The following is an 18,204-nucleotide window of genomic DNA, read 5'->3' as shown; positions in this document are numbered from 1 at the left end:
CATCTATTACTTATAAATGTGCTTAGTCCTCCCAAAATATTTTCGGAAATTGTGGTTAGTAAATTCGGAAGACAGATAGTGTCGCAGTTGTATCGCCCGCAGGTCCTTGAGCGCCTTGAGGCCCTTGAGCACCAGTAGTCCCCGTAGTTCCTCCGCCTAGGCAACCAGATCTATATTGAACTAGAATAGCTTGACCAAGAGCTTGAAGAAGTCTTTCTGTAAGTTCTGACTTAGGGATGTTAATATGGCTACATGCTCTTAATTTGCAACAATCATTACCATAAAATACTTTTCCTTTATTTTTATTGTTCATCTTTTCATTCTTTTCTTTCATATAATCATTAGTCATTACTATATATTAAAATGAAATTTATACTAAATTCGTGATGGACAAACTACCATTTCTAAAAAAATAAGAAATTGGCCCACCTAGAAAGAAATAAGTAAGATATAGAGAAAGGTTTATATAATGTAAAGAAGAAAAGTGCAACATAAAAAACTACATGCTAATTGTTGGGAGTGTTTAACAATTGGCATGTAGTTCGTGGATTAGTCCTTTATTTACATTGATTTAATTTTTCAAGGGTTGTTTTAGGTAAGATTGGAATTGAAATAGTGAAAGTTGTACCATCTTCATTACTAGTCATTTTTAATGTGCCGTTATGATTTTGGATGATTTTTTTTGTTACTGACAAGCCTAGTCCTGTTCCCGAATCCTTCGTTGAGAAGAATGGATCAAAGATATATTCTTGAATAGCTGGATGAATACCAATTCCATTATCTGTGAAAGTAATCCGAACGAAGTTATTAAGGCGATAACTAGTAATTTGAATAGAAAGAGGTTTGTCGCCTTGAGCATCGACGGCATTTTGAAATAGATTTAAAAACACTTGAACAAGTTCATGTCGATCAATATTGACTAAAATATCATCTAATTCATTAGAGAAGTTATAATCAATTGAAATATTATGCAAGGAGACTTCACTAGCTAGTAACTGTTGAATATAGTCACGTAAAAATGTATTGATGGGAAACGGTTCTCTTGTAAATTCCCGTGTTTTTGAAATGGCTAAAAATTTTGTAATAATATTATTTGCACGATCTAATTCAGGGATAAGCAAGTTTTTAAATAACTCTTTATTTGATGGAGAAATGCTTTCTTGTAAAAATTGTAAGTATCCTCGTACTGTTGTAAGAGGATTTCGTACTTCGTGTGCAATTCCAGCTGCGATTCGCCCTGCTAACGAAAACTTCTCAGCATCACGTTCTGTATTTAAATAATGAAAGACACTAATAACTCTAAAAATCTCCCCGTTATAATCGCGAATAATTCGGTTATTTATAATGCCATAGTTTTTGTCTAAAACTTCTTCATTATATATTTCTGTTCCCGTTTTTAATGTTTCAATTGCTTTAATTTTTTCTTCCGGCAAGTTTAGTAATTGTTGAATCGGTTTTCCGATAATATCATTTCGTATTACACCGAAATCATCTGCAGCAACTTGATTACATAAAGTAATATTCCCTTTACTATCGATAAAGGTTACATGATGTGAAAAGGCATCAAAAATATGTACAAAGTGTTTTTCAAGTTGTTCAAATAAAAATAATGAATCACAAGTAAGTTGAAAATGAGCCTCTTTATTCTCTTTTGGTATTTCTTGAATGGAATGAGTCGTTCTAGTTTTCTTTATTCGTAAACCAATATGTGGATTTTTGTATGTGAAATGATGTGGTAATTGATTCACAAGTTCTTCATAAAAACGTACTTTATTTTCTAGTTCTTCAATTCGTTTTTCATGAGATACAGTAGCATCGTTTGGAAGCATAAATAAATAACCCCTCATTTTAAAAATTCTTCCATATAGTATATCATATTTTTATAAGGATACTCTTAAAGAAAAGGCTACATGATGCAAAGTGAATAGAAGATGAAGTTAAAAAGGGAGGGGTATATGTGCTGTTTATTGGAGTGACAGGATGGGGAGATCATGATTCTTTATACATAAATCCCTATGAAAATAGAAATAAATTACGAACATACAGCGAGTATTTTCCTATTGTGGAAGTGGATAGTTCATTTTACGCGATGCAACCTGCACGAAATTATATAAAATGGGCAATGGAAACGCCGAAAGATTTTTCTTTTATCGTAAAAGCGTATCAAGGAATGACAGGACATATGAAAGGTGAAATTCCTTTTTCTACGTTCGATGAGATGTTTGATGTGTATAAACAGTCTATTCTTCCTTTAATAGAAGCTGATAAATTAAAAACAATTTTATTTCAATATCCACCATGGTTTGATTGCAAAAAGAAAAATGTAGATTTTCTTCGATATACGAAAGAAAAAATGGAAGGTTTACCATGTGCAATAGAATTTCGAAATCAAACATGGTTTTATCCAGAAATGAGAGATAAGACGTTACAGTTTCTAGAACAGGAGAAATGGATTCATACAATTTGTGATGAACCACAGGCTGGGATAGGTTCTGTGCCACTCGTGTTAGAGGTTACGAATTCAGACATGGCATTAATACGTTTTCACGGTCGAAATGTTCATGGTTGGCTTGATAAAGGGGAAAATTGGAGAGCGGTTCGCTGTTTATATCGCTACAACAATAAAGAACTCGAAGAATGGGTTGAACGACTAGAGCAATTAAAAAAGAAAACAAAGGATATATACGTACTGTTTAACAACAATTCAGGTGGGGATGCAGCAGATAATGCGAAACAGCTTATGAAAATGATGAACATTACATATGGTGAGCCGAAGCCGGAGCAATTAAATTTTTTTGAATGATAATAAACAAGAAAGGCACTGTACAAACAGGGGGAATGTACAGTGCCTTTCTATATGAAAAAGAGGGGTAACAATGTTACTGAGCGTTTGGTTGATTCATCAATTGTTGGCTTCATAATAAATGATAATGGTTATCATTATCATTGTCAATGGTTTTTCTAAAAATATATAAAAAACTTTGTGTATTTTAAATAGAGATAAAAAAAGAACAGCGATTAATGCTGTTCTTTTCCATTGACGAATTGTTGTAAATCAAAAGGAGTTATCGCTTGGATAAATTCTTTTGAGATAAGTGTTTGAACGAGAGTGCTCTCAGAGATAGAAGCACCTGTTTTCTTTTCATAAGCTTGTTTTAATAAATCAAGTTTTTCAGCCGTTTCTTTTGGTAATTCAATTGTAAGTGTGTTCATAATTTCTCCCCCTTATTACTAGAGTACCACTACAGTATAGGAGAGACAAGAAAAGAGAATATGAAATATAAAAAAGGTTACCAAATTTTAAAATGGTAACCTTTTTTATGTATAAGAGTTATTAAGCAATACCGATATACTTTAAAGTTTTTGATGGAGTACTGTGATCAAAGAAGTGTTGTAAAAACGCAATATCAACACCTGATTTGTATGCACAATAACCCCAAGTTTTTCGAAGTGTATGTGAGCTAATCCCTTCTAATCCAACTTCTTTTGCAGCTTTGTTTAAAATGTACCATGCATGTTGTCTCGTAATAGATTTTGTTCCTTTTTGAGATTTTAACAATGGTTCATTACGTTTCCAAGTTTTACGTTCTTTCATGTAGTCTTCGATTGCGTGCTGTAAGTCTTCATTTACAGCAAACCATTTATGTTTCTTCACTTTTTCATTGTAAAATAAAATGGAATGGCGAACATTTTCATTTTCATCGATTACATCACTAACTTTTAATTGTAAGATTTCACTTACTTTTAAGCCAGAATTTACAGCTAATACGAATAATAAGCCATCACGTTTCGAAGATTGTAAAAGTATATTTTTGATAGTTTCTAATTGTTTTTCATTTTGAATAGGTTGTCCTGCTTGTTTCATTTCACGCACTCTCCTCTTTTATATGTGTAAAGGAAAGGATTAACTTGTTTCTTACTATAAAGGGAGAGTGTGAATTTCATGTGAACTCCTAGTGAAATTAAGACAAATTATTTGACTTCTTTTACTTTTTGTAAATTGAAATAGAATACAACACTGTTAGTCGTATTATACACACCATACTCGGCATGATGTAGGTCTAAAATGTTTTTTACAATAGATAATCCGAGACCGGTACCTCCAGTGTGACGGCTACGTGATGCATCTAGACGATAGAAGCGATCCCAAATTTTTTCAAGACTTTCTTCAGGGATAGGGTTTCCTGTATTCTCAATTTCGACTTTTACGGTATCTTCTGCTTCTATAATGGAGACTTGTATTTTTTCTCCCTCTGGCGTATAACGGATTGCATTACTTAGTAAGTTCACAACTACTTGCTCAATGCGACTGCGATTTGCTGTAACAAGTATAGAAGGGTCTGCATCGATGTTCACTTGTAAATGTTTTTCTTCCATGCTAAATAATAATTTTGTGTAGACTTGTTGCGTTAATTCACCGATTGAGAACGTCGTCATATCTAGTTTGTAAGTACCAGATTCCAACTTTGCTAATTCTAACATTTCAACAATCAGCCTGTTCATATTTTCTGTTTCTTCTAAAATAACATCAGTATAATACGAAGTATCCTTACTAACACCATCTTTAATTCCTTCTGCAAAACTTCTAATTACACTTAGCGGTGTTTTTAATTCGTGTGATACGCCAGAAATGAATTCTTTTCTTGTTTTTTCTAATTGACGTTCACGTTCAATATCTTGTTGTAACTTTGTATTAGCAACATTTAATCGATCGATTCGATCTTTTAAATTTACAGATAATGTATTGATACTGCCAGAAAGCCCGCCAATTTCATCGTCAGCTGTAACAGGTAATTTCTCGCTGAAATCAAAATTAGCCATTTTTTTTGTAACACGATTTATTTTAATTAATGGCTTAACAATGATTTTTGAGTAGTAGAAGGATAACAAAATAATTACGAGAAACACGATGATTAAGGCATAGACATAATAATCTTTTAAAACGAGCATCGCTTCATTAACAGGCTGCAAAGATGCTATCGCAAAAGCGTATTCTGTAATCCTTCCATTTTCTATAATCGGTTTTACAAAGATACTATTTTTTATATTTTCTCCGCCATCTAATATGAAAGTACTTAATTGGTTCGAGTTAGAAGTTCCCTCTCTAATCATATCTGCAAAATATTGAACGGCTTGTAATGTTTCAATATCATTTGCAAGACGAACCTCAGCTTTGGATGGGAGCTGTAACTTAGTTATAACACCTGTAAAGACGATTCGAGTTGTAGATTTGTATCGGCTTGCAAGTCTGTTCTTAGAAGGGTTACCATTAATTGACTGAAAATCCGAATAGAAATGTTCGTTTTGCCATTGATTATAATTCGTTCCTAATTTTTGTGGTGTGATTATATTATTCTCTTGCACGACTCCATCAACATTGATTATTACATCTTTTTTTAAACCTAAATTTTCGAATTTATTATATTCTTCTGGTGTTAAAAGATTATTGAGTGGAATGGAATACTGTTTATTATTGTTGGGATTAAATACATCGATATAGTAATTGTTATCACTTTTAATAATACCGTTAGAGTCCAAAAACTGCATATCGGCATTTGTTTTATCATGAAATTCTTGTTTTAGTTTTCTAACCTGCTCATAACTTTTATCACTTTTATCATAATTATCTACGAATTTTTCAAAAGCAGTTTGGACTGTTTTTACTTTCTTATTAATATAAAATTTCTCTAAAAATAGAGATTGTCCTAGGAAAAAAAGTAGGAATATGATTGTAAATAAAGTGGATGTTAATAAAAATAGTTTAAAGACGATACTTCTGTTTTTCACTACGTCACCTCTTATGAGAAATACTGTAAATGATTTCTTTATCCCGCTTTAACGGGCAATAAGACTCCCACTTCAAAATTCGGCGAATACAAGGGAGTTAAGTGGGAAATCAATTGCCCGTAAAATCCGATTGGTTCAACTAATAATCAGTGGGGGATGGAAAAACCCCCCACTGATTAAAGTTTCACTTTATTATAACAAACGTTACAAGAAAGTAGAGGGGAGAAATCTGTCTCTTTATAAAGTAGTTGTTTATAAAAAGTCACATAAAAAGAACTCGCCAGACGTATGACAAGTTCTTTAGTGTATTATTGTTGAATTGCTGCATCTAAAGCGATTTCAATCATTTCGTTAAATGTAGTTTGACGCTCTTCAGATGTTGTTTCTTCGCCAGTGAAGATGTGATCGCTAACTGTTAATATAGATAATGCATTTACACCGTATTTCGCTGCTAATGTGTAAAGAGCAGTTGTTTCCATTTCTACTGCTAATACACCGTAATCTCCAAGTTTTTTAACCATGTCCATGCTTTCACGATAAAACACATCTGCTGTTAAAACGTTACCGACACGAACGTGTAATCCTTTTTCAGTTCCAGCATCATAAGCTTTCTTTAAAAGGTCAAAGTTTGCAGCTGGTGCAAAATCAAATCCTGGGAATGTTAAACGGTTCATATTAGAATCAGTACAAGCCGTCATTGCGATAATAACATCACGAACTTTTACATCTTTTTGAATTGCACCGCAAGTTCCAACGCGAATTAAATTTTTAACTCCGTAGCTTTGGATTAATTCGTTTACATAAATAGAAATAGAAGGAACACCCATACCTGTACCTTGAACAGATACACGTTTTCCTTTATAAGTTCCAGTGAAACCTAACATACCACGCACATTATTATAGCAAGTAACGTCCTCTAGAAATGTTTCAGCGATATATTTTGCACGTAATGGATCACCAGGTAATAGAATAGATTCAGCGATTTCACCTTGTTTTGCTTCGATATGTACACTCATAAAAAAGTCCTCCTTATAATGTATTGATAGAAATCAATATCATTTGCATTATACACTACGAATCCTTTCAATTAAAATCTTTTTATTATTTGTAATATGTGCAAAATAGGAGGATTTCATAAATCATAATCTAGAATATATATCTTAAGAAGTTTTGTATGAATAGAGACAATAAAAATGGTAGGTGATGTTTTGAAAAATCTTGTCATCGGGCTTATTGCGTTAGTACTTATTGTGGCAGGAGGATTTTACATAAAAAAATATCAAGAAAACGAAGAGACTGTAGGAGATGTTCAGGAAGTAAAGTGGGGTGTTTCAAATGGAAAGGGAAATGAGAAAGTAGATATTGTATTTCAGTTGTTAAACAACAAGAATAATGAAATTCGTGGTGTAAATGATCAAATGCGGGCAGTGATTGTAGATGGACAGTTAAAAAACATACAACAAATTAAACCCACATTTGCAGGGAACGGGTCATATAAGTTATCTTCCAAAATAGCGAAAGACGAAGAATATACAATATTTTTATACGAAGACAAAAATAAGTCCGTAGAGTCATTCGCTAGGAAGAATTTTGGTAGAACGAAAGAGGAGAACAATAAGAAAAAAGTGAAATTTCCAATCGACAGTGTACTTACAAAAAAAATAGGAGAGTATGAAGTTTCTCTTTTATTTGGCGCATTACATCCGAATGAACCAGTTACGTTAACATTTCAGTTTCAAGCGAAAAAGGGTGAAAAATTGAAATTGCATTCAGAGAGAGGAGAAGTAGAGTCACTCTATATCGTGGATGAAACGAAGGAGAATTTTTTATACGCTATGCCTGTAGATACGGATGAACAATTACAATACCGAATTACATTTCCTGCCGAAGGCACGTATAAAATGTGGGGGAATTTCTATATAAATGGTAAGAAGTATGAAAAAGAATTTATTGTACAAGTTCAAAAAAGAAAAAACAGCTAAGATTTTAGCTGTTTTTTCTTTTTCCTATTAATTTTGTTACAGAGAGCATTGTAATTGGTAAAGAATGATTCTTCCTAAATGCTAAATATTTACCGCTCCATGCTGGTTTATATTTTTCTTTAAAATGTCGTAATCCGCTGAAACTATACGTATAACGAACGTTATTAAAGATTGCAGCAGCCACTCGTTCAGACCAGAAAGACTGTGTGGATAAACCAACATTTGAAAGTGGTGCCATACCGATATTAAAGGAGTGGTATTCATTTTCTTTTGCCCACTGGAATAAGTGGATGAAAATTGCGTCCATAATGCCGCTAGGCGCATCTGGATAATATCGCATTAAATCGACAGATAATGATCCGTTTTGATATACAGGCATGAATGTTGTGAATGCAATAATTTTTCCATCCGCATCAGATAATGTTGCGATAGGAGCGCGACTAATATATTCACGATCGAAGTATCCGAGTGAAAAACCTTTCTCTTTTTTTCCACCAAGCCATGCATCTGAAACTTTTCTTAACTCTTCATATAATTCGTCGGAGAAAGGTGGCTCATGAATAGAGAATGTATAGCCTTCTCTTTCAAAACGGTTGAAAGTAGCTCGCATGCCAGCGCGTTTCTTTCCTGTTATTGTAAAGGTATTTAAATCAACAACAGCTTCTTCACCAAGCTTAAAGAAGTTATAACCAAAATCGTGGTATAAACTCATCCATTTACTTTCAATTTGATAGAATACACAAATGTATCCAAATCGATCAGCCTCAGCTAAAAACTCTTGCAATACAGTACGATAGGAGGAAGGGTCCCCAATTGGATCACCTAGTACAATAAGTCGTTTTCCAGTTATTGAGAAGAGAATGAGTGCTTTTCCATCACTACTGAAAAAGAACTGTTTATCTCCTAAAAAACCTAAATGACTAAGTACATTTCCACCATGTTCATCTAAGAAGTTTTGTAATCTTTTATCATTAGCTGGTTGCCCGGGAAATTCATTTCGATAACGATTTGCAATGAGTGAACCAATTAGTAAAAAAGTAGGAACAAAAAAGGCAGCTGCTAATGCACTTCGTTTCACTTGTGTAATATTACGAACGACAAAATCAGGTTTGAAAGCTTCTTTTGCACCTGCAAATAAAATACCTAAGTTTTTATATAAATATAACGTTACAAGTAGGAATATAAAAACTTTTACGATATCGGAAAGTGAGACTTCCATTTTCTCACGTACAAACCTTTTACGAAGCATATACAATACAGCGAGTACGATTAATAAAATAAAAGTTTCTTCAACATCAATTCCTTTTAGTGTGTTAAAAATAGCCGCTCCAATTAAAGAAACAATCGTCATATAATAAGAACGTTTTGTTCCGTAATATATCCCCCGCGAAAGAATGAGGAGGAGAATACCGAATGTTAGCGATAAGCTAAAAGAAAATTGAATAAGATGTTTTGGAGCTAGAATATGTAAGGCGTGTGCCCGATTTATACTTGTCGGTAGAATGGTTGATAAAATAACCATTAAGCCAGCAAATACTGTTAAAGCAGCAGATGCCCAAGAACCTAACTTTCCTAGAAAGTCACGCTGCAAAGTCCATATAACACCAGTTGTCTCTAATGCAGGCGCAATAAAAGGTTTATCTTCAAACTTTTTAATGGCTACTCCTGTCATTTCAAAAGCTGCAAAAATGAGACCAAGGCAGAAGGGCAAGATGTAATAGACGAGACGATATAATAACATAGCAGGGAGTAAAACACCTGTATCGATGCCGTATTGCCCAAGCCCAGTTAAGAAGACAAGATCAAATGATCCAAGGCCACCAGGAACAAGACTAACGACACCAGCTAAAGCAGCAATAACATATACGCCTAAAAACTTTTGGAATTCGATTTCAATGCCAAATAATAGTAATATGACGTACATAACAATACCAGCAGATACCCATTCGACTAATGAAACTAATGAGTATAAAACAGTTGGGTTTTTCTCCTCTTCTTCTTGTTCCTCTGTTTGCGTCGCTTTTCTATTTTTTAATTTAGAAAATCCGATATATATAGGGACGAAAAGAGCGAAGAAGATAAGAACAGGCCATAGCCATGGTTTTTCATGCAAAATAAATCTCGTGTCTAATATTCCGATGAGACCAAGAAATGAAAGAATGGCTAATCCATTAATAAAGGCAGTTGTCATCCAAGCGATACTTTTAATAAGTTTTCCATTTTCTTTTATATATGGACGATAAAGCATTGTGCGTACGCCGGCTCCAACAAGACCACCAAACCCGATAAATCCATTTAAAGTATTAGCAATCCACGAGATACGGAAAATCTTTTGGACAGGGATATCAGCTTTTAAGTAACGAAGCATAACATAGTCATAAAAGAACATTGTTGATACAGCGAATGCACCAAGTGTAATTGCTAAAAAGACTCCTCCAGTTGGAATGTTTTTAATTGTATCAATCGCTTCTAAAAAAGAAATGCCCGCTAATTCTTTTTTTGCTTGAAAGAATACAATTGTTAATACAACAAATGGGAAGACAATTTTCCCGATTTGTAAGAAACGTTTCCATGAAAACGACATAAATACAACTCTCCTTGTATAAGAAAACTGAGACAATAATATTATTATGACAAACTTCCAGAAAAATAAAAAGGTAAATTCCTGTATAGGCGAGCTATTTTTTATATAGGTATATTTAAAAGAATATTTTGTTTATCAGAAAATTAAGTTAGAATAAGATGAAAGAGGGGGAGGGGAGTATATGATTATAAAAGGTTACGTAGGATATGAGTTAGAAAAAGCGAAACCTAATACATCAGAAGATTTTTTTAACAGATCTGAAGTGACATATATATTAAATGGTAAAGAGAAAACTTTTTCGGTTTTATACGTTCGATATTTTGAAGAAGTTTTACAAGAAATTACTCCTTTTGAAGGAAATCCAGTGTATAAAGTAGAAGAACAAAACATATATTTGCGTGATATTGTAGCGATATGTTGTTTAGTGAAAGATAAGGAGCTTCGTGCGCAAAAACGTTTGTATTTAAATAATATGGAAGAATTTCAACAATATTTTGATGAGGGAACGGTGTCGAAAGTACAAGAAATATTGGCCGAATTACATAAAAATAAAAGAGTAGAAATAGCGTGAAATGGCAAAGGAGAGAGAAAAATGTCTAATTTGATGGTTGAAAATCAAACAGAACAAGTTTCTATATTTTTAGAAGATGCTATTAATTTGATAACCAATTATGTAAATTATCATACGTTACCTTCTTTATTAGAGGAAACACCAGCAGGGAATGAGCAATATTATAAAGGGGTATTAGCATCAATGAGACGACTTCTCGTTTTTTGCGAAGAAGGACAGGATGCATGTTTTGTTTTGTTGAATAGCCAGCCATTTCGAAAAACAGCAGCTGAAAAAATTTTATATAAGATTTACCATCAAGTAATTGCAGAGTTTTTTTCACCGAAGAGTGATCATTGGTATGAAAATAGTCGGTCTGCATATACAGGGAAAAATTCTATCGTTTTTCAACAAACACCACCTGCATCTTTGGAGCAAGTGATGAAGAATTTAGAAGGTAAATTTCAATTGATGCGTGAAGAACTAGAATATTATGAGACGGATTATCAGACAAAGATGTTACACAAATATTGATTGAGGAAAAGAAGCTAAGGTTACTTAGCTTCTTTTCCTTTTGTACAGTTATATAAGGGATTTTCATTGAATATAGTTAAGTGGATAGCATTAGGGAGGTGCAACATGAATCAGCAAGGTGTATTTACAGATTACTTTCATGAAGTAGAAAATTGGTGTGAAAGTGTTCTTCACGTATTAGATAGCCGCGCAATGGAAGTGTATGATGTCCATATGCTTGCCTATAAAATTCAGACGTTATTAGAGCGTATGAAAGAGCATGAGTATGAAACAGATGCAGAGTTTATGTATGAAATAAGCGATGATGTAGAACATATTCAGCATCACTTGCAGGAAGTATTTATGCAAGAAGAAGAGGAATATGAATTATATGAAAGAGGGGATAGTGAACGAGCTGTCCCGATTGGAGGACATACACTCCCGCCATTACCTTATCCGTATAATGCATTAGAACCGTATATTTCTAAAGAAATTATGATGTTACATCATGATAAACATCATCGGAGTTACGTGGAAGGGTTAAATAAAGCAGAGAAGATGATGGAAGAAGCGAGAAAAACAAATAAATTTGATTTAATTAAGCATTGGGAAAGGGAAGCGGCTTTTCATGGGTCAGGTCATTACTTACACACGATATTTTGGAATAACATGAAAAAAGACGGTGGTGGAAGTCCAAGAGGAGCTTTTTCACAACAAATTGAACAAGATTTTGGGAGCTTTTTACGTTTCCAAAAACATTTTACAGAAGCGGCCTCTAAAGTAGAAGGTTCAGGCTGGGCAATTCTCGTTTGGGTACCCCGGTCTGGAAGGTTAGAAATTTTGCAAAGTACACTTCATCAATTATTTACACAATGGGATACGATACCGCTCCTTGTACTAGATGTCTGGGAACATGCGTATTATTTACAATACCAAAATCGAAAAGATGAATATATTAAAAACTGGTGGAATGTTGTAAATTGGCCTGATGTAGAAAAAAGGTTTGAAACTGCGAAACAAATTGAATGGACACCATATTAGACGCAAATTCTCTGCGTCTTTTTTAATGGAAGTAGAAGGAAGATTTCGTTCATATTTTAAAAGGCCAAGCATACACTTGTACAAAAAGTGCCAAAAGGACGTGGGGGGAAATATGAGACGAATTTGTGTAATCATTACGCTTCTTATGATGTATGCAAGCGTTATGCCGATTCCTACATATGCAAAGATGAACAGCAATGTCAGTGCTCGAAATGCTGTATTAATGGAGCAACAGTCTGGTCGTGTATTATACGGAAAAGCAGAACATGAGCCTCAAAAAATTGCTAGTATAACAAAAATTATGACCGCTTTATTAGCTGCTGAATCAGGGAAGATGAAAGAAATGGTATCAGTTAGTAATGAAGCGGTGAGGGTGGAAGGATCGGCAATCTATTTAAAGCCTGGACAAAAAGTGAAGTTAGAAGATTTAGTATACGGACTCATGCTTAGATCTGGTAATGACGCAGCGCAAGTAATTGCTGAAAGTGTGGGTGGGAGTATAGATGGATTCGTATATTTAATGAATCAAAAAGCGAAAGAAATTGGAATGAAAGATACGCACTTCTCAAACCCTCACGGCTTAGATGGAGATGGATCACATTATTCGTCGGCTTACGATATGGCATTATTAACGAAATATGCAATGGGAAACGAGACATTTAAGAAAATCTTTGGAACCAAAACATATAAATCAGATTCTTGGGATTACCCGTGGAAAAATAAACATAAGCTGGTAACGTCTTATTATGAATTTGCAACAGGAGGAAAAACAGGCTTTACGAAGAAAGCTGGGCGAACGCTTGTGACAACGGCATCAAAAGATGGACTAGATTTAATTGTCGTAACTTTGAGTGCCTCTAGTGATTGGGATGATCATATGAATTTGTTTGATAAAGGTTTTGAACGTTTCAAACAAACGAAAGTTTTAGGACAAGGAGCAATTGCTGAAATAAATGAAAAGAAGTATGCCAACCATGTTTATACGAAAAATAGTTTTTCGGTACCGTTAACTGAAGAAGAAAAAAAGAACGTAGTATTAAAAGTTGAACTCCATAAAAGTATAAAACTTACGGATGGAGTAAAGGTTGGGAAGACAGACATTTATGTTGGTAATGAAAAAGTTGGAGAACGGAATTTATTTTATAGTAAACGGAAGTTAGTAGCTACAACGGGACTTTACTGGAATAATGTGAAAGAAATTTTTTCTTACATGATAGGTGTTGGGAACGATGGTTAATCTCGTATGGGTAGCGATGGCTGTCATTGGGATTGTATACGCCATGATAAATGGCACGATGGAAGAAGTGAATAAAGCTGTATTTGACGGAGCAAAAGATGCGGTAACGATTTGTATAGGACTTATTAGTGTTTTAGTATTTTGGCTCGGTTTAATGAAAATTGCAGAGGAAGCCGGATTGTTAAAAAAATTAGTTACACTTTTTATGCCGATAGTAAAAAGGTTGTTTCCAGAAATACCAAAGGATCATCCGTCTATGGGATTTATTCTATCAAATATGATGGCAAACTTTTTTGGTCTAGGTAATGCAGCAACCCCTCTTGGTATTAAAGCGATGGAACAACTGAAAGAGTTAAATGGAGGAAAGGATTCGGCGAGCCGTTCTATGGTGACGTTTCTAGCATTAAATACATCAGCCATTACATTAATTCCTACGACAGTCATTTCCATTCGAATGACGTATGAATCAGCGAATCCTACTGAAATTGTTGGGGTAACATTTATTGCACAAGTACTTTCTATGATTGGAGCAATTTGGATTGACCGCTATTTTTACCGAAGAAGGAGTAGAAAGGGGCGGAAAAAATGAGTATTGTAAATACAATTTCCTTATGGGTAATTCCTTGTGTAATTGGTTTTATCCTTTTATATGGCACAATAAAGAAAGTACCGACGTATGAATCGTTCGTTGAGGGAGGAAAAGAAGGGATTCAAATTGCAATTTCCATCTTACCGTTTATGGTTGGAATGCTTGTGTCTATTTCTATATTCCGGTCTTCAGGTGCATTAGACGCAATGATATCGGTAATGAAGCCAATGTTAGATTTGATCCATGTTCCAGCAGAAATTGTTCCACTAGCACTTATACGCCCTATTTCAGGCTCTGCTGGTTTAAGTATTACGACCGATTTAATTGCCACATATGGGCCAGATTCGTTTATTGGGAGATTGGCTTCTACGATGCAAGGGAGTACAGATACGACTTTCTATATTTTAACTGTATATTTTGGAGCGGTTGGGATCAGAAAAATGGGGGATGCACTAAAAGTAGGACTTTTTGCAGATTTAATCGGGATTATATGCTCAATTGTGTTCGTTTCTTTATTGTTTCAGTAATACTATTCATTTTTTACGCTATTTCGCTTATAATACGTATACGACCACTATTAAGGTGTAGCTTAATAGTGGTTTTTTTATGTGGTATTTTTGACAAAATGATGAACTTTTATTGTGAGAAATATGAAAAATATGGACAATAATAAAGGGTAAAAACATGATTTGACCTTTATATGTTTATTATCATCGCTATGTTGTTTAAGTAAGATGAAGCGAATAGCCGTAAAGCGTATGCGGTTGCCAAGTCTTTCTAATGTAAGGTAAGATAAATTCGAGGTGAAAAAAAGAAATGGAACGATTACAAAAAGTGATTGCGCAAGCAGGTATTGCATCGAGAAGAAAGGCTGAGGAATTAATTCAGCAAGGAAAAGTGAAAGTTAATGGAAAAATAGTGAAGGAGTTAGGGACAAAAGTAACTCCTCAAGATAAAGTAGAAGTAAATAACATCCCTCTTGAAAAAGAAGAACCTGTTTATTTTTTACTATATAAACCAACTGGCGTAATTTCAAGTGTATCAGACGATAAAGGAAGAAGTGTTGTAACGGACTTTTTCCCGGAAATTACACAACGTTTATTCCCAATCGGACGCTTAGATTATGATACGTCTGGCGTATTATTAATGACAAACGATGGGGACTTCGCAAACGTATTAATGCATCCTAGATATAAAGTTGAAAAAACATATGTTGCAAAAATAAAAGGGCCATTAACAGGTGAGAAAATTCGCATGTTAGAACGCGGTGTTACGTTAGAAGACGGTAAAACAGCACCAGCACGTGTGAAAATTATTTCTTGGGACAAGCGTAAAGAAATGGCTATTGTACAATTAACAATTCATGAAGGACGTAATCGTCAAGTACGTCGTATGTTTGAAGCGTTAGACTGTAAAGTAGTGAAATTAAAACGTGAACGTTATGCTTTCTTAGAAGTAGGAAGCCTGCGACCTGGTGATGCGAGAGAATTGACACCACATGAGGTGAAACAATTACGCGCGCTTGCTTCTACAAAGCCAAGATAAGCTATAGAGTTAAAAATTCACCAGTGGAGTGCTCTGCTGGTGATTTATTCAATACAACATTTACAGAAGATAATACATAACATTTATCGAGGAGAGGAGAAGTAATATGAAGAAAAATCGCTTATTATTTCGCGTTATTATTCTACTCATTTTATGTGGTGCTGTAGGATTTACCCTTTATCAAGGATTCTTTGCTAATAAAGAGAAAATGCAAATCGGAAAAGAAGCACCTAACTTTGTTGTGACGGATTTAGAAGGGAAGAAAATTGAACTAAAAGATTTAAAGGGAAAAGGTGTATTTTTAAACTTTTGGGGCACGTGGTGTAAACCTTGTGAAAAAGAAATGCCTTATATGAATGAATTATATCCAAAGTATAAAGAAAAAGGTGTTGAAATCATAGCGTTAGATGCAGATGAAACGGATATTGCAGTAAAGAACTTTGTGAACCAGTATGGTTTGAAATTCCCAGTTGCCATTGATAAAGGACAAAAGATTATAGGAACATATGGAGTAGGTCCATTACCGACAAGCTTTTTGATTGATAAAGATGGAAAAGTAGTGGAGCAAATTATAGGTGAACAAACGAAAGAACAGTTAGAAGGGTATTTAAAGAAAATTACTCCGTAATAAAGAAAGCCTTTACATAAGGGGTGCGTGTCTATAGTGCCTCTGGTTTAAAAATTCTGAGTATTGCGGTAACTTGAGGTTAGAATATACAATAGTACATATAGATACAGGGGCGGTGAGAGTGTTGAAAGAAATTAAATGTGAATGTGGACATGTTAATCCGATAGGAACCGTTTTTTGTGAAGCTTGCGGGAAACCATTTGAAAGCAATGAAAATACAAAACTATTGGATATGCGCTATGAGGGGAGTGCACGGAGATCTCTCACGCAGACAAAAACGATAATCGATAAAATTTGGAGCTTTTTCTCTTCTGTAAAAGTGGGTGTATGGCTAATCGTAATAACTTTAGCTGCATCAGCGATAGGAACTATTTTTCCGCAAGAAATGTACATAACTCCAGGGATTGCACCAGCTGAATATTATAAACAAGAATACGGATTTTTAGGACAATTATACTATCAATTAGGGTTTAATAATTTATACGGTTCATGGTGGTATATGATTTTGATTGCTTCTATCGGTATTTCACTTGTGATATGTAGTTTAGACCGTGTTATTCCACTTTATAAAGCTTTAAAAAAGCAAGGCGTAAAAAGACATCCTAGCTTTTTAAAGAGACAGAGATTATATGGGACTGGTACACCGCAAGAAGGTGACCTGGAAAGAGTGCAAAAGAATTTAAAGAAAAGAAACTATAACGTGAAAGTGGAAGACGGAAACGTTTTAGCAGAAAAGGGACGCTTCTCGCGTTGGGGTCCATATGTAAATCATATCGGTCTTATTATCTTTTTATTCGGTGCGATGCTTCGTTTTTTACCGAGTATGTACGTAGACGAAGCACTTTGGTTACGTGACGGTGAAACGAAAGAGATACCAGGGACGGATGGACAATACTACTTAAAAAACGAGAAATTTATAAAAGAAGTTTATGATAAAAGTAAGGACAAGGAAGTTTTTGATGAAGCGATTGATCGTGTAGGCGATAAAATGATTGCGAAAAACTTCCAAACGAATGCCGTATTATATAAAGCAGTAGGAGAAAATATAGCAGGACAAAAACCGAAATTAGAAAAAGTAAAAGAAGCGGAAATTCGAGTGAATGAACCACTGAAATTTGATCAATTTGCAGTGTATCAAGTGGATTATAAAGAAAGTGAATTTAAAAGTATGTCCTTTAACTTACAAAATAAAGAAAATAATCAAAAGTGGGGACCGATTAAAGTAGATTTAACGAATCCTAAGGAAAAATATGATTTAGGAACTGGTTATTCTCTAGAACTATTAAGCTATTTTCCTGATTTTTATTTTGATGAGAATGGAAAACCAAATACGAAAACGAAATTACCAAACAATCCTGCATTTGTATTTAAAATGTTTACACCTGAAACACCAGATGGTGAAGTGAGTTTTGTTGGTATTCAGCAAAATATAGAACCAGATGGAAACAACAAATATAAAATGTCGTTTGCAGGTGTTGAAATGCAAAATGCAACAGCACTTACTGTAAGAAAAGATTTAACGCTTTGGATTCTCGGCATTGGAGGATTTATATTTATGGTTGGTGTCATTCAAGGTATGTATTGGAATCATCGCCGTATTTGGATACAACGTGTTAATGATGAATGGTGGATTGCAGGGCATACAAATAAAAATTGGTTCGGTTTAAAGAAAGATATTGAAAGAGTAATAGAAGGTACAGCAATTCCACAGCCAAATGATAAAGTAATTGATAAAAAAATTAGTTAAG

The 18,204-nt window shown here is 34.3% G+C and carries 18 protein-coding genes; 11 read left to right on the top strand and 7 right to left on the bottom strand.

What is annotated here, in order from left to right; genetic code table 11:
* Nucleotides 1-55: 55 nt before the first annotated feature.
* Together ACK1U5_RS11235 and ACK1U5_RS11230 are read right to left on the bottom strand one after the other, a co-directional pair.
* Nucleotides 56-334, bottom strand: a complete 279-nt coding sequence (locus ACK1U5_RS11235; RefSeq protein WP_050821735.1) for a hypothetical protein — start codon at nt 332-334, stop codon at nt 56-58.
* A 223-nt stretch (nt 335-557) separates the two neighbouring features.
* The gene (locus ACK1U5_RS11230; RefSeq protein WP_000937241.1) at nt 558-1,829 is read right to left on the bottom strand and encodes an ATP-binding protein; all 1,272 of its coding nucleotides are present in this window, start codon (nt 1,827-1,829) and stop codon (nt 558-560) included.
* A gap of 128 nt (nt 1,830-1,957) precedes the next feature.
* On the opposite strand from ACK1U5_RS11230, the gene ACK1U5_RS11225 reads away from it, so the two are divergent.
* Nucleotides 1,958-2,803, top strand: coding sequence for a DUF72 domain-containing protein (locus tag ACK1U5_RS11225; RefSeq protein ID WP_000897352.1), 846 nt, complete (start codon nt 1,958-1,960; stop codon nt 2,801-2,803).
* Between the two features lie 215 nt (nt 2,804-3,018).
* On the opposite strand, the gene ACK1U5_RS11220 is transcribed toward ACK1U5_RS11225, so the two are convergent.
* From ACK1U5_RS11220 to deoD, 4 genes are all read right to left on the bottom strand, one after another.
* The gene (locus ACK1U5_RS11220) at nt 3,019-3,213 is read right to left on the bottom strand and encodes a DUF3924 domain-containing protein (RefSeq protein ID WP_001094860.1); all 195 of its coding nucleotides are present in this window, start codon (nt 3,211-3,213) and stop codon (nt 3,019-3,021) included.
* Nucleotides 3,214-3,334: 121 nt separating this feature from the next.
* Nucleotides 3,335-3,865 carry a tyrosine-type recombinase/integrase gene (locus tag ACK1U5_RS11215; RefSeq protein WP_000806236.1) on the bottom strand — a complete coding sequence of 177 codons (531 nt, stop codon included), beginning with the start codon at nt 3,863-3,865 and terminating at the stop codon, nt 3,335-3,337.
* 107 nt (nt 3,866-3,972) lie between these two features.
* Nucleotides 3,973-5,787 (bottom strand): sensor histidine kinase, encoded by a 1,815-nt coding sequence (locus ACK1U5_RS11210; RefSeq protein ID WP_000797517.1) that lies wholly within the window; start codon nt 5,785-5,787, stop codon nt 3,973-3,975.
* A gap of 308 nt (nt 5,788-6,095) precedes the next feature.
* Nucleotides 6,096-6,803, bottom strand: coding sequence for a purine-nucleoside phosphorylase (gene deoD / locus ACK1U5_RS11205; RefSeq protein ID WP_000110705.1), 708 nt, complete (start codon nt 6,801-6,803; stop codon nt 6,096-6,098).
* 177 nt (nt 6,804-6,980) lie between these two features.
* Here deoD and ACK1U5_RS11200 point away from each other — a divergent pair, with 177 nt between their 5' ends.
* Nucleotides 6,981-7,769, top strand: coding sequence for a hypothetical protein (locus tag ACK1U5_RS11200; protein WP_000232614.1), 789 nt, complete (start codon nt 6,981-6,983; stop codon nt 7,767-7,769).
* 4 nt (nt 7,770-7,773) lie between these two features.
* Here ACK1U5_RS11200 and mprF read toward each other — a convergent pair whose 3' ends face one another.
* Nucleotides 7,774-10,353 carry a bifunctional lysylphosphatidylglycerol flippase/synthetase MprF gene (gene mprF / locus ACK1U5_RS11195; RefSeq protein WP_000010892.1) on the bottom strand — a complete coding sequence of 860 codons (2,580 nt, stop codon included), beginning with the start codon at nt 10,351-10,353 and terminating at the stop codon, nt 7,774-7,776.
* Between the two features lie 181 nt (nt 10,354-10,534).
* Here mprF and ACK1U5_RS11190 point away from each other — a divergent pair, with 181 nt between their 5' ends.
* The 9 genes from ACK1U5_RS11190 to resB all read left to right on the top strand — a co-directional run bounded on the left by ACK1U5_RS11190 (nt 10,535) and on the right by resB (nt 18,203).
* A complete protein-coding gene (locus ACK1U5_RS11190) occupies nt 10,535-10,924 on the top strand; it encodes a hypothetical protein (RefSeq protein ID WP_000584363.1) in 390 nt (129 codons plus the stop codon).
* A gap of 21 nt (nt 10,925-10,945) precedes the next feature.
* Complete coding sequence (locus tag ACK1U5_RS11185) at nt 10,946-11,437, top strand: YpuI family protein (protein WP_061139491.1); 492 nt, start codon at nt 10,946-10,948, stop codon at nt 11,435-11,437.
* 105 nt (nt 11,438-11,542) lie between these two features.
* Nucleotides 11,543-12,457 carry a superoxide dismutase gene (locus ACK1U5_RS11180; protein ID WP_001075739.1) on the top strand — a complete coding sequence of 305 codons (915 nt, stop codon included), beginning with the start codon at nt 11,543-11,545 and terminating at the stop codon, nt 12,455-12,457.
* A 112-nt stretch (nt 12,458-12,569) separates the two neighbouring features.
* Nucleotides 12,570-13,694, top strand: coding sequence for a D-alanyl-D-alanine carboxypeptidase family protein (locus tag ACK1U5_RS11175; RefSeq protein ID WP_001252636.1), 1,125 nt, complete (start codon nt 12,570-12,572; stop codon nt 13,692-13,694).
* Entirely contained in the window at nt 13,687-14,283 is a 597-nt protein-coding gene (gene spmA / locus ACK1U5_RS11170) for a spore maturation protein SpmA (protein WP_000247811.1), read from the top strand. The genes ACK1U5_RS11175 and spmA overlap by 8 nt, the downstream gene beginning before the upstream one ends.
* Complete coding sequence (spmB, locus tag ACK1U5_RS11165) at nt 14,280-14,810, top strand: spore maturation protein SpmB (protein WP_000029514.1); 531 nt, start codon at nt 14,280-14,282, stop codon at nt 14,808-14,810. Before spmA ends, spmB begins: the two co-directional genes overlap by 4 nt.
* Nucleotides 14,811-15,099: 289 nt before the next feature.
* Entirely contained in the window at nt 15,100-15,828 is a 729-nt protein-coding gene (gene rluB, locus ACK1U5_RS11160) for a 23S rRNA pseudouridine(2605) synthase RluB (protein ID WP_000440556.1), read from the top strand.
* 106 nt (nt 15,829-15,934) lie between these two features.
* A complete protein-coding gene (resA, locus tag ACK1U5_RS11155; protein ID WP_000742194.1) occupies nt 15,935-16,456 on the top strand; it encodes a thiol-disulfide oxidoreductase ResA in 522 nt (173 codons plus the stop codon).
* A 121-nt stretch (nt 16,457-16,577) separates the two neighbouring features.
* Nucleotides 16,578-18,203 carry a cytochrome c biogenesis protein ResB gene (gene resB / locus ACK1U5_RS11150; protein ID WP_000910547.1) on the top strand — a complete coding sequence of 542 codons (1,626 nt, stop codon included), beginning with the start codon at nt 16,578-16,580 and terminating at the stop codon, nt 18,201-18,203.
* Nucleotide 18,204: the final 1 nt, after the last annotated feature.

This window comes from Bacillus sp. XB1, from assembly GCF_053557995.1.
The sequence above is the reverse complement of the archived record's forward strand: the minus strand, read 5'-3'. Positions and strand labels throughout refer to the sequence as shown.